9 protein-coding genes and 1 pseudogene are annotated in these 11,960 nt (G+C 45.0%); 4 read left to right on the top strand and 6 right to left on the bottom strand.

Features of this window, described 5'->3' with window-relative positions; all coding sequences use genetic code 11:
* Nucleotides 1-11 precede the first annotated feature (11 nt).
* Together B5F25_RS04135 and B5F25_RS04130 are read left to right on the top strand one after the other, a co-directional pair.
* The gene (locus B5F25_RS04135) at nucleotides 12-1,544 is read left to right on the top strand and encodes a 4Fe-4S binding protein (RefSeq protein ID WP_087247751.1); all 1,533 of its coding nucleotides are present in this window, start codon (nucleotides 12-14) and stop codon (nucleotides 1,542-1,544) included.
* A 109-nt stretch (nucleotides 1,545-1,653) separates the two neighbouring features.
* Nucleotides 1,654-3,039: an aldo/keto reductase gene (locus tag B5F25_RS04130; protein ID WP_087247749.1), complete on the top strand. Its 1,386-nt coding sequence runs from the start codon at nucleotides 1,654-1,656 to the stop codon at nucleotides 3,037-3,039.
* Between the two features lie 83 nt (nucleotides 3,040-3,122).
* Here the strand turns inward: B5F25_RS04130 and B5F25_RS22360 are convergent.
* Both B5F25_RS22360 and B5F25_RS04120 read right to left on the bottom strand, forming a co-directional pair.
* Nucleotides 3,123-3,284: pseudogene (locus B5F25_RS22360) on the bottom strand (IS982 family transposase); the annotation flags it as partial.
* A gap of 70 nt (nucleotides 3,285-3,354) precedes the next feature.
* Nucleotides 3,355-4,020: a hypothetical protein gene (locus B5F25_RS04120; protein WP_087247745.1), complete on the bottom strand. Its 666-nt coding sequence runs from the start codon at nucleotides 4,018-4,020 to the stop codon at nucleotides 3,355-3,357.
* Between the two features lie 282 nt (nucleotides 4,021-4,302).
* On the opposite strand from B5F25_RS04120, the gene B5F25_RS04115 reads away from it, so the two are divergent.
* Complete coding sequence (locus B5F25_RS04115; RefSeq protein ID WP_087247743.1) at nucleotides 4,303-4,779, top strand: hypothetical protein; 477 nt, start codon at nucleotides 4,303-4,305, stop codon at nucleotides 4,777-4,779.
* A 212-nt stretch (nucleotides 4,780-4,991) separates the two neighbouring features.
* On the opposite strand, the gene B5F25_RS04110 is transcribed toward B5F25_RS04115, so the two are convergent.
* The 3 genes from B5F25_RS04110 to lon all read right to left on the bottom strand — a co-directional run bounded on the left by B5F25_RS04110 (nucleotide 4,992) and on the right by lon (nucleotide 9,821).
* The gene (locus tag B5F25_RS04110) at nucleotides 4,992-6,128 is read right to left on the bottom strand and encodes an LptF/LptG family permease (protein WP_087208882.1); all 1,137 of its coding nucleotides are present in this window, start codon (nucleotides 6,126-6,128) and stop codon (nucleotides 4,992-4,994) included.
* A gap of 61 nt (nucleotides 6,129-6,189) precedes the next feature.
* A complete protein-coding gene (tgt, locus tag B5F25_RS04105; protein WP_087247741.1) occupies nucleotides 6,190-7,320 on the bottom strand; it encodes a tRNA guanosine(34) transglycosylase Tgt in 1,131 nt (376 codons plus the stop codon).
* Entirely contained in the window at nucleotides 7,317-9,821 is a 2,505-nt protein-coding gene (gene lon / locus B5F25_RS04100) for an endopeptidase La (protein ID WP_087208872.1), read from the bottom strand. The genes tgt and lon overlap by 4 nt, the downstream gene beginning before the upstream one ends.
* A gap of 174 nt (nucleotides 9,822-9,995) precedes the next feature.
* On the opposite strand from lon, the gene B5F25_RS04095 reads away from it, so the two are divergent.
* On the top strand, nucleotides 9,996-10,697 hold the full coding sequence (locus tag B5F25_RS04095; RefSeq protein ID WP_087247739.1) for a methyltransferase: 702 nt from the start codon (nucleotides 9,996-9,998) through the stop codon (nucleotides 10,695-10,697).
* Nucleotides 10,698-10,820: 123 nt separating this feature from the next.
* On the opposite strand, the gene B5F25_RS04090 is transcribed toward B5F25_RS04095, so the two are convergent.
* Nucleotides 10,821-11,852, bottom strand: a complete 1,032-nt coding sequence (locus tag B5F25_RS04090; protein ID WP_022039991.1) for a diacylglycerol kinase family protein — start codon at nucleotides 11,850-11,852, stop codon at nucleotides 10,821-10,823.
* Nucleotides 11,853-11,960: the final 108 nt, after the last annotated feature.

Genomic DNA, 11,960 nt, shown 5'->3' with positions numbered 1-11,960 from the left:
ACAAAGACGATATGCTGATAAAAATAAGACTGACACTTGCCATTCTGTTCTTTACGCTCATCACGCTGCTGTTTCTCGACTTCACGGGAACCATGCACGCCTGGTTCGGCTGGATGGCAAAAATACAATTCCTTCCTGCAGTACTCGCCCTGAATGTGGGCGTCATCGTGCTGCTCATCGCCTTGACGCTTGTCCTTGGACGGGTGTACTGCTCGGTTATCTGCCCGTTAGGGGTGTTTCAAGATGTCATTTCATGGATAAGCGGACGACGGAAAAAGAAGAAATATCGCTTTTCATACTCTCCTGCCAAATCGTGGTTGCGCTACAGCGTACTGGCATTGTTCATTCTTGCCCTGATTGCGGGGATAGGTTCGTTTGTCGCTTTGCTCGCGCCTTACAGTTCATACGGAAGGATTGCAAGCAACCTGTTTGCGCCCGTATACCGCTGGGGGAACAACCTGCTCGCCTACGTTGCCGAACGGGCAGACAGCTATGCCTTCTACGAAACGGACGTGTGGATGAAAAGCCTGCCGACGTTTGTCATTGCCGTGCTCACCCTTATTATAATAGGTGTATTGGCGTGGCGCAACGGACGGACCTACTGCAACACCATTTGTCCGGTGGGGACGATACTCGGCTTCCTTTCCCGCTTCTCGTTATTACGGATTACCATAGATACGGACAAATGCAACGCTTGCGGACTGTGTTCGCGAAAATGCAAGGCGGCGTGCATCAACGGAAAGGAACACACTGTGGATTACAGCCGTTGCGTGGCGTGCATGGATTGCATCGATACGTGCCGGCACGGAGCCATCAACCTTAAGCCCCTCAGACCTCTCAAGCCCCTCCAAACTTCCCCCGAAGGGGAGGCTTCTAAAATAGAAGCTCCAAACTCCCCATCGGGGGGAGTTGAGGGGGCTTCCCGCCGCAGTTTCCTATCTGCCACAGCCGTGCTTGCCGTTACATCGGCAATCTATGCGCAGGAGAAGAAAGTAGACGGCGGACTGGCAGTCATCGAGGACAAGAAGGTACCCAAACGTGCCACACCGATTGTTCCGCCCGGAGCCTTGAGCGCACGCGACTTTGCCCGGCATTGTACAGCTTGCCAACTTTGTGTGTCGGTATGTCCCAATGGAGTGCTCCGCCCCTCCACCGACCTGACGAGACTGATGCAGCCCGAGATGTCCTACGAGCGTGGCTATTGCCGTCCGGAATGTACCCGATGCAGCGAAGCCTGTCCCGCAGGAGCCATCCGTCCGATAACCGTTGCCGAAAAATCGTCCACGCGCATCGGTCACGCCGTATGGATAAAACAGAACTGTATTCCGCTGACCGATGGCGTGGATTGTGGCAACTGTGCCCGCCATTGCCCGTCGGGAGCCATACTGATGATTCCCTCGGACAGCAGTGACTCGGGCTCGGTCAAGATTCCGGTCATCAATACCGAACGGTGTATCGGTTGCGGCGCGTGTGAAAACCTGTGCCCTGCCCGACCGTTCAGCGCCATCTATGTGGAAGGACATACGATGCACAGCGAGCTATGAGAACATCCGGGGACAGCCCTAATCCGTCAGGAAAAGCGCTGTCGACTCAGTCATCAGTCCCAATCCGGCAGGATTAAGATTATCGTTGAATCAATAAACAAGAAATAAAATGAAACAGAAGAAAAATATCTCTCGCCGCGACTTCTTCAAGCTGGGCGCGGCAAGCGTGGCTGTCACCGGACTTTCGGCATGCGCCAACAGCGAAAAGAAAGCTTCTGCTGTAGCCGAACCCACGGGCGAAATGACGTACCGCACGAATCCTTCGACGGGCGACCGCGTGTCACTGCTCGGCTTCGGGATGATGCGCCTGCCCTCTGTGGGAGGCCGCAGCGCCCGTGAGGGGAATGAGGAGATAGACCAGGAGATGGTGAACGAACTGGTGGATTATGCCATCGCCCACGGCGTGAATTATTTCGACACGTCGCCCGCCTATTGCCGGGGCAAGTCGGAACACGCCACCGGCATCGCCTTGAGCCGTCATCCGCGCGACTCGTATTTCATCGCCACCAAGCTGTCGAACTTCGCGCCCTCCAGTTGGAGCCGGGAGGCATCCATCGCCATGTACCGCAACTCGATGAAGGAATTGCAGGTAGACTATCTGGACTACCTGCTGCTGCACGGCATCGGCATGGGTGACGGTATGGAAGAGTTCGAGAACCGTTACATGAAAAACGGCATCCTCGACTTCCTGCTGGAAGAGCGTAAGGAAGGGCGCATCCGCAATCTTGGTTTTTCCTATCACGGCGATGTGCGGGTGTTCGACTACCTGCTCTCGCGGCACGATGAATACAAATGGGACTTTGTGCAAATTCAATTGAATTATCTGGACTGGAAATACGCCAAGCAAATCAACCCGAGGAATACCGATGCCGAATATCTGTACAACGAGTTGGTGAAGCGGAACATTCCTGCCATCGTTATGGAACCGCTGCTGGGCGGCCGTCTTTCCAACGTACCCAGCACCATCTTTGCCCGCCTCAAGCAGCGCGAGCCCGAGAGGAGCGTGGCTTCGTGGGCGTTCCGTTTCGCCGGAAGCCTGCCCGGCGTCCACACCGTGCTGAGCGGCATGACACGCATGGAGCACTTGCAGGACAACCTGCGCACGTACTCTCCCTTGAAGCCGCTGACGGAAGACGATTTCGCGTTCCTGCAAGAAACCGCCACGCTGATGATGGGCTTCGACACCATTCCCTGCAACGACTGCAAATATTGTATGCCTTGCCCGTATGGGCTTGACATACCTGCCATCCTGCTCCATTACAACAAGTGCTTAAATGAGGGAAACATCCCGGAAAGCACACAGGATGCGAACTACCGGAGTGCCCGTCGCGCCTTCCTTGTCGGTTACGACCGCAGTGTCCCGAAGTTGCGGCAGGCAAGCCATTGCATCGGATGCAACCAATGCAGCCCCCACTGTCCGCAACGCATCAACATCCCCGCCGAACTACGCCGGATAGATGCCTACATGGAACGCTTGAAACAGGAAATAGACTGAGACGATGCGGCTTGTATCTTGGCTTATAGCTGTAGGCGGTGCTTGTATTATGAAAAGTATAGACATAATGTAAGGATATAAGTTCAAAACATAGTCGGTAGCCCGTCATTGGCAAAACACAAGTCAATGGTGGGCTTCTTTTCAAAGAAGCAGTATGCGGCTATGGCAGAAAGCGGGTTGGCAATAAAGTTATTGAAGAAGCGGTGTTTGGAATGCTCAGAAACTGTTTTGTATTTATCGCCCAAAGCACACACGAAACGAATGCATCAAGCCCCAAAAACTTTTTGTAGAGATTCAAAGCAGTTTCTCAAGGCACTATAAAATATGAATTTGCTTCAATTTGGATATTTTTTTATTATCCAGATTTAACTGAACTTGTTTCATAAACGTTTCTCTATTTCCCATTTTCTGATATAAATCACTTTTCCATTCTTTTATAGATTTCATAAACAGGTGATTAAATTCCTTTTCATTCCAATATTTCGTTTCCTTTTCTATTTCTGCTTTTACTGTATCAATTAAATTTGCTTCACCTGAATAGAAAGCCAAAGCTAATTTAAGTTCAAACAAGCGATGCCAGTCAATAGGATTATGCTTGGGTCTAAGAGTGGATGAAAAAGAATCAATTAACCGGAATATATCATTTACCCTTATGCTCTCTCGCAAAATGAGACCAAATTGTTGATTTGCACATTCGGCAGCTGCCTCAAATAAGTACTTATGCAATTGATATTTAATAAAAAATTGTCTCCCATCTTTATCGAATAATTCTACAAAAAAGACAGGAATACTGATTTTTCTTTTTTCTTGTACCCATAAAGGAAGAATTTCTAATATCAACCGATAGGTATCAGACATCACTTTATCTAATCTCAGCCCTATTAAAATTATATCTGCTTTTGCATATAAGGTTGAAGGCGTATATGGAGACAAAATGGGGTACTGTTTTTGCCAATCGTTTACAATGTTTTTAAATTCCATAAGATTTATAGTATTTAATTGTGGCCACTTCAATTCATTAACTAAAGTGGCACTATTTTACAAGCAAATATACTAATTATTATCAAATAAATATCTGACTGCCGGCTTATAATGCATTTCAATATGCAACAGTAATTACAAGGTTGTCTCAAAAAATAATGTTGTATTGGTACTTTTTTCAGAATGGACAATTACCTTCTGGTAATAAACGCAATAGACCATCTTTTATATAATTAGAAAAAACGATTATATTTGTATATTGTTCTATTAAAATAACAAGGTATGAAAACGACATTTGCAATAGAAATATCCAGAGAACTTTCAAGTTTTAGCTTCTATAAAGATGCACTCTATGCATTTGAGAGTGTACTATCAAAAGGATTACTTAGATTTAATTCTGATTTAGTGGGAGAAATATGTATAGGCCTTATATGCTTGTCACCTAAGTTCAGTCAATTCTTTCAAGCACGTCGTCCTAAATATTATGAAGATAAAACTTTGAAATTTAGGGGTTCTGTAACTCCTGAAGTAAGAATGTATAAATGCCTCACGGTAGATTTTGTGGTGGATTTCGAAGGCTATTTTAGGTTGACTACGAAAGAAGAATGTCTCAAATTTTTAGCCCTTTCATTTATAGATTTTTTAAAGATCTTAAAATATCCGGGCAAATTGAAGAAATTTGAAAAAGAGAAACTGCTTCAGGCTGTAAAAGATATATTTATAGAGAACTCCATCATATCAGCACATGACGGCATATAGTTCATACAGTTTTACGGGAATAATTTTTTTAGCCTATTATGGATGCTGATTGCGTCATTAGAAAACATTGCATAACATATATTATTTCTTTTGTCTTCAGCCATGTATAGAGAGTTTTATGAATATCCACATTTTGCCTGATTTGTTCTTCAGGGCGTATGTATACGCTCCTGTATGGGCTATTTGTGAATATTCATATAACGTTTATCTCTTTATTTCGGTGCTTTGTGATACAAGTAGATAGCAATAAATAAGTATAAAATGTTCGGAATCCATACAGCAATGGCCGGTGGCATATTGCCATTGATGGCGAAGGTAGCTGATATGGTTTGGAACAAGATGTATGAGAAACTCAATGCCAGTCCGATACCTAAATGCAGTCCCATTCCGCCTTTCACCTTCCGCGAAGAAAGTGAAAGCCCGATGGCTGTTAGGATGAAGGCAGCGAACGACATAGCTATCCGTCGGTGGTATTCCACTTCGAATTCTTTGATGTTGGCAAATCCCCGTTGTTTCTGCTTCCGGATATATTCGCGCAGTTGTGGACTGGTCATTGTTTCTTGCTGGCCGCGTGTGATGAGGAAATCTTGCGGTTCCATTTTAATGATGGAGTCAAGACGTTCTCCCCGTGTGATAACTTCTTTCATTCCACGCATTTCCCTGATCATGTAGTCGCGGATGATCCATTTGTGGTACGATGCGGTATCGTATGTCACGCGGCGTGCTGTGAGGTGTGATACTAATTTGTGGTCTTCGAACTTGTCGAGCGAGAAGCGGTAGCCTGTTTTGTTGTAGTTTTCGTACCTTTCCATATAGGCTACCACTCCTGTGTCTACTTCCAGTTGGATATTTCGTGCATAATCTGCTGATTTTTTCTTCTTGTAGAGCTCTTCAAATCTCAGTCGTGTGACGCTCCCAGTAGGGATGACCTCTGTACCTAGCACAAAAGTGACAGCTGAAATGATAGCAGCCGAAATCATATAAGGTACCATCAGTCGCTTGAAGCTCATGCCGGTAGAAAACATCGCGATGATTTCCGAGTTCTCTGCTAGTTTTGAGGTGAAGAATATTACGGCAATGAAGACAAACAATGGGCTGAACAGGTTGGTATAATAGGGAATGAAGTTCAGGTAATAGTCAAAGACAATGGCTTTCAGCGGAGCCTTGTTGTTGATGAAACGGTCGATGTTTTCATTGACGTCGAACACTACTGCGATGGAAATAATCAAGGCAATGGCAAAGAAGTATGTTCCCAAGAATTTGACAATGATGTATCGGTCCAGACGTTTCAGCCATTTCTGCTGGAAGATACTTTTCAAACCAGTCGGAACAATGTTTTTTTTCGGCATTGTATGCGGCAGTCGTGTCCTTAATTTCAGTTTTTCGGTCAGTTTCATCGGTGTGTATTTTTTATAAGCGGGTAGAGATTCGTTTTATCATTGCTGGCTTCCAGGTAGAGAAGTCGCCTGCGATGATGTGTTTTCGGGCTTCACTGACCAGCCACAAGTAGAAAGCAAGGTTGTGGATGGATGCAATTTGCATCGCCAGCAGTTCTTGTGCATGGAACAGGTGGCGCAGGTAGGCACGGCTGTACATAGTGTCCACATAGGAGGCACCGTCTGCTTCAATAGGAGAAAAATCTTTTTCCCATTTTTTGTTGCGCATGTTCATGATTCCGTCTTTGGTAAAAAGCATACCGTTTCTTCCGTTTCGGGTAGGCATTACACAATCGAACATGTCTACTCCTCGTTCGATGCCTTCCAGAATGTTGACCGGTGTGCCTACGCCCATCAGGTAACGAGGCTTGTCGGTTGGGAGAATTTCATTGACCACTTCAATCATTTCATACATTTTTTCTGTTGGTTCTCCCACGGCGAGTCCTCCAATGGCGTTTCCGTCTGCATTTTTCGAGGCGATATATTCTGCCGAACGTTTGCGCAAATCGGTATATACACATCCTTGTACAATGGGAAACAGTGATTGGTTATAGCCATATTTGGGCTCAGTTTCATTGAAACGAGTGATGCAGCGGTCCAGCCATCTGTGCGTCAGTTCCATTGACTTACGGGCGTATTCGTAATCGGCAGTGCCGGGTGTACATTCGTCGAATGCCATCATGATGTCGGCACCGATGGTACGCTCGATATCCATTACCCGTTCAGGGGTGAAAAGATGTTTTGACCCGTCAATGTGCGAACGGAATTCTACACCATCTTCCCGCATCTTGCGTATGCCCGAAAGGGAGAATACCTGAAATCCTCCGCTGTCAGTCAGCATCGGACGGTCGAATCCGTTGAATTTGTGCAGGCCTCCGGCTGCTTCCAGAACATCCAGTCCGGGACGCAGGTACAGGTGATACGTATTCCCTAAGATGATTTGAGCCTTGATATCTTCTTTCAGTTCACGCAAATGAACGGCTTTCACACTGCCTATGGTGCCCACGGGCATGAATATAGGTGTTTCTATCTGCCCGTGGTCGGTTTCTATCAGGCCGGCGCGTGCATTCGATTTTGGGTCTGTATATTGTAATTCAAATTTCATTTTGTCGTATGCGTTTCGGCTTCCTTTTCTTTTTCTTTGTCTTTTTTCATGATGGCAGCGAAGTCGATTGCGTCTGTTACTTTTTCGTCTGTCAGTGCCAGTTGAAGTACTTCTTTTATATCTTTCACATAATGGAATGTCAGTCCTTTCAAATAGAGCGGTTGTATTTCCTCAATGTCTTTCCGGTTTTCTTCACATAGGATGAGGTTGGTGATTCCAGCACGTTTTGCTGCCAGGATTTTTTCACGGATACCTCCTACCGGAAGTACTTTTCCACGTAAAGTAATTTCTCCTGTCATGGCTAGGTTGGCTTTTACTTTCCGTTGGGTCAGTGCTGATGCGAGTGAGGTTACCATCGTAATACCCGCCGACGGTCCGTCTTTGGGTATGGCTCCTTCGGGCACATGGACGTGAATGTTCCAGTTTTCAAAAATACCATCTGGCAAGTCAAGCAAGAATGAATGGGCTTTCAGGTATTCCAGTGCCAGCATGGCCGATTCTTTCATTACATCACCCAGATTTCCCGTCAGGGTCAGTCGTTCACCCTTGCCTTTGCTCAGGCTGGTTTCCACAAAGAGGATTTCTCCTCCCACGGCAGTCCATGCCAGTCCGGTCACCACGCCGGCATATTCATTTCCTTGGTATTTGTCGCGCGAATATTCAGGTGTGCCTAAGTATTTTTTGATGTCTTCCGGTTTCAATTCGTGCTGGCTGGTAAATTTGTCGCTGGCAATTTCCAATGCGATTTTGCGCATGATTTTGCTGATTTTCTTTTCCAACTCACGCACACCGCTTTCACGGGTGTAGTTTTCGATAATACACTCAATGGCGGGTTTGGTGAACTTTACGTGTTCTTTGGTCAGACCATTGGCCAACAATTCCTTTGGAATCAGATGACGGCGGGCTATCTCTATTTTTTCTTCGGTGATGTATCCACTTACTTCAATCAGTTCCATACGGTCAAGCAAAGGAGTCGGAATAGTGCTCAGGTTGTTTGCCGTGGCAATGAACATCACTTTCGAAAGGTCGTAATCCATATCTACGTAATTGTCGTGGAATGTATTGTTTTGTTCAGGGTCAAGCACTTCCAACATTGCTGATGCAGGATCTCCTTGACGGTCGTTTCCCATTTTATCTATTTCATCGAGGATGATGACCGGATTCGACGATTCAGCTTTCATCAGACTTTTGATGATGCGTCCCGGCATGGCACCGATATAGGTCTTGCGGTGTCCCCGGATTTCAGCTTCATCGTGTACGCCACCTAACGACATTCGGATATATTTTCGTTTCAGTGCCGATGCGATGGAGCGTCCCAGCGAAGTCTTTCCTACTCCCGGAGGACCATACAGGCAGAGGATGGGTGATTTCAGATCGCCCTTCAGCTTCAGTACAGCCAGATGTTCCAAAATACGCTCTTTTACTTTTTCCAGTCCGTAATGGTCTTTGTTCAATACTTTTTCGGCATTGAGAATGCTCAGATTGTCGGTAGTGTATACGTTCCACGGCAATGAAAGCAATGTCTGGAGGTAGGTCAGCTGTACATTGTAATCAGGTGACTGTGGATTGATGCGTTCCAGTTTCTGCACTTCTCGTTCAAATGTCGCAGCTACCTCTTTGCTCCATTTCTTTGTTTTCCCTTTTGCACGTAAGCCATCTATTTCATCTTCCTGGCTGTTTCCTAATTCGTCTTGTATGTTTTTGATTTGCTGTTGCAGGAAATATTCGCGTTGTTGACGGTCTAAGTCTTCGCGTGTACGCATTTGGATATCATGCTTTAATTCTGCCAGCTTGGTTTCCCGGTTTAATACCTGTATCAAGTTATACAGCCGTTCGGTTAATGTCGGCTTGCATATCAGGTCAAACTTTTCTTCCAATCCAAATGGGAAATTGGTACAGATGTAGTTTACAAGTATATGGTCTTTCGGTAGATTTTTCAAAGCAAAAGTTACATCTGGACTCAACCGGTCACTAGCGTCCACATATTGGTTCGCAAGTTCGAGGCATGTATCCATCAGTGCTTTGAATTCATCATTGTTCTCCGTATTCAGGTTTTCCGGTTCCACTACAACTTTACCTTTTAGGTAAGGTTCTGTTGATGTAATTTCATCTAACCGTACTTTTACATTGCTTGCCTGTAAAATGACGGTGGTAGCACCTCCCGGCAATTCAAAGATTCGGAGTACACGTCCAATGACTCCTATTGGATATAAATCATTTATTCCGGGCTCTTCTACCTCGGCTGATTTTTGAGTGGCTATAATGATATGCTGTTTGTTTTTCGAAGCAGAACGCACAAGTTTGAGTGTAGCCTGTCTGCCTACCGTAACGGGCATGACAATTCCCGTAAACATAAGCATGTTACGTAATGTCATAATAGGCATTTCTTTGTTTACTTCATCGACTGAAGGTTGTTCTGGCTCTGCACTTATCTCGGCTACCATTGACACTTCGTCTGAGACTGCATTCATATCCATTTCTATTTTTTTCCTTCTTACCATAATTGTGGGTTTGTCTATTCTTGTTTAATAAATATCCCAAAACGGGTACAAAGTTAAGCAATCTGCTTTGAATACGAAAACAGAAAAGTTGCAAATACGTGAAATAAATCTGTGTTTCATGCTGAAATGAGAGGCGATTTATCTATTTTTGACGAAAATTAGAAAAGTTAGCTTATGGGAAATCCTTTCTTTCGATTCAAGCAGTTCGAAATTTGGCACGACAGGTGTGCCATGAAGGTAGGTACGGACGGTGTATTACTAGGAGCATGGACCGATGTCAGCCATTCTCAGAATGTGCTTGATATAGGTACAGGAAGCGGTCTGATAGCGTTGATGATAGCTCAGCGTTGTCGTGCTAAAGTAACAGGTGTAGAAATTGATGCCGAGGCTGCGAAGCAAGCATGTGAAAATGTAGCATTGTCACCCTGGAAAGGACGGGTAAGTATCAGACAGGCAGATATTACAGCATTTGAAGGAGGAAAATATGATACAATCCTATCAAACCCTCCTTATTTTCGTGAGCAGGTTTATTGCTCTGATAGCCAGCGGAATGCTGCGCGACATACAGGCGCTCTTTCGTTTGAGGATTTGTTAGATGCAGTGATACGTCTTTTGACGGATGATGGTTGCTTTTCAGTTATCTTACCTTTCGAAGTGTCAGGGCATTTTATTGATTTAGCTGCCGGACGGTATTTGTATCCAATGTGCCGGACGGATGTACAGACCAGACCGGGTATATCTCCTAAACGTGTTTTGCTTACTTTAAGCAGAAATATTCTTCCCTGTAAAGAAGATACATTGGTTATAGAATCCGAGCCTCGCATCTACAGCCCGGATTTTATTCAGTTGGTCAAAGATTTTTATTTGGCTTTTTGACCGGGGATAATCAAAGCTGTTCTCGCCTTGAAACATTTTGTGCATTAAGACCACCACAGGAGATACCCGCAATGTATTGGGCATGGGCTTCTGTGGTGGAATATGGGCTGGTCTTTGCAGATTTCACTTCTTCGATAATCTTCGCAACAAGTTTTGGTTTAATTGTAACAGCTTTCGATGCTTTTCTGCAATAGTAGAGGTGAGTGGCCGGGTGCCGATAAAGTCGGTAAAATGTTGTAACACACTGAACGGTTCGGTATATGTCCGCCCTTTTTCAGGTGCTATCACTTTCAGTCCACGGTGTATTATCTCGACTGTCAGGTCTTTGCCTCCCATCATTGGGTCCCCGTCGAAATGAAAAACTCCTTCATTGCGGCGATGGATGGTAATTTTTTTTTCTTTCAGTGTTTTGATGCGACTGTTTTGGTCGATTGTTTTATTAAAGAGTTGAAAAGATAATGCCGGTACATCCAGTACGGTAAAAGGTTCCAGAATGGTTATGTCCATCATACCGTCGGTTAATGAAGCCTGTGGGGCAATATAGGCATTGTTGCCATATTGTGAAGCATTGGCACAGGCTATTAGAAATGCCTTGTACTTTACAGTTCCCGAACTGTTTTCTATCTCATACGTCTCAGGCCGGTAGGTCAGGCTTTCATGCAAAGTGTTTTCCAGATATGTAAGTAATCCTCTTTTACCCGAGTCGGCAAACTTTAAGCTGACAAATGCATCGAACCCGACCCCACAGGTACAGAAAAAAGGGTGGTGGTCAATAATCCCATAATCGATGTCTTTTATAAAACCTTGATTTAACGTTTCAATGGCTCCATGTGGTGTCATTGGAATATGTAAATGCCGTGCCAGTCCATTGCCCGAGCCGCATGGGATGATTCCCATAGCAGTATCAGTATGGATCAATGATCTTCCTATTTCATTGATGGTTCCGTCGCCTCCAATAGCCACAACAATATCCGTCTTTTCTTCTGCAGCCCGTCGTGCCAGTTCGCTGGCATGTCCGGCGTATTCGGTTTTACGTATTATATAATCATATCGGTTTCGGTCGATATGTTTGTCTATCAGATGTAGGATAAATTCTTTTCCGTGCGTGCCTGATATTGGGTTGACTATAAACTGTATGCTTTGTTTTGAGCTCATGATAGTTCTGCTGGTTTCTTATAATGAATGTCCGCAAATGGAAATCCATTTCTTCAATTAAAGAACAAAAATAAGACTATTTTGTTTATGAACATCACTTTTTATAGC

The organism is Bacteroides sp. An19 (assembly GCF_002160215.1).
In the GTDB taxonomy this organism is placed as follows: domain Bacteria; phylum Bacteroidota; class Bacteroidia; order Bacteroidales; family Bacteroidaceae; genus Phocaeicola; species Phocaeicola intestinalis.
The sequence above is the reverse complement of the archived record's forward strand: the minus strand, read 5'-3'. Positions and strand labels throughout refer to the sequence as shown.

What these genes read in the sequence shown, in the direction of transcription:
- B5F25_RS04135 (WP_087247751.1), top strand. Translation starts at nt 12, where the DNA reads ATGCTGATAAAAATAAGACTGACACTTGCCATTCTGTTCTTTACGCTC.
- B5F25_RS04130 (WP_087247749.1), top strand. Translation starts at nt 1,654, where the DNA reads ATGAAACAGAAGAAAAATATCTCTCGCCGCGACTTCTTCAAGCTGGGC.
- B5F25_RS04120 (WP_087247745.1), bottom strand. Translation starts at nt 4,020, where the DNA reads ATGGAATTTAAAAACATTGTAAACGATTGGCAAAAACAGTACCCCATT.
- B5F25_RS04095 (WP_087247739.1), top strand. Translation starts at nt 9,996, where the DNA reads ATGGGAAATCCTTTCTTTCGATTCAAGCAGTTCGAAATTTGGCACGAC.
- B5F25_RS04110 (WP_087208882.1), bottom strand. Translation starts at nt 6,128, where the DNA reads ATGCCGAAAAAAAACATTGTTCCGACTGGTTTGAAAAGTATCTTCCAG.
- lon (WP_087208872.1), bottom strand. Translation starts at nt 9,821, where the DNA reads ATGGTAAGAAGGAAAAAAATAGAAATGGATATGAATGCAGTCTCAGAC.
- tgt (WP_087247741.1), bottom strand. Translation starts at nt 7,320, where the DNA reads ATGAAATTTGAATTACAATATACAGACCCAAAATCGAATGCACGCGCC.
- B5F25_RS04115 (WP_087247743.1), top strand. Translation starts at nt 4,303, where the DNA reads ATGAAAACGACATTTGCAATAGAAATATCCAGAGAACTTTCAAGTTTT.
- B5F25_RS04090 (WP_022039991.1), bottom strand. Translation starts at nt 11,852, where the DNA reads ATGAGCTCAAAACAAAGCATACAGTTTATAGTCAACCCAATATCAGGC.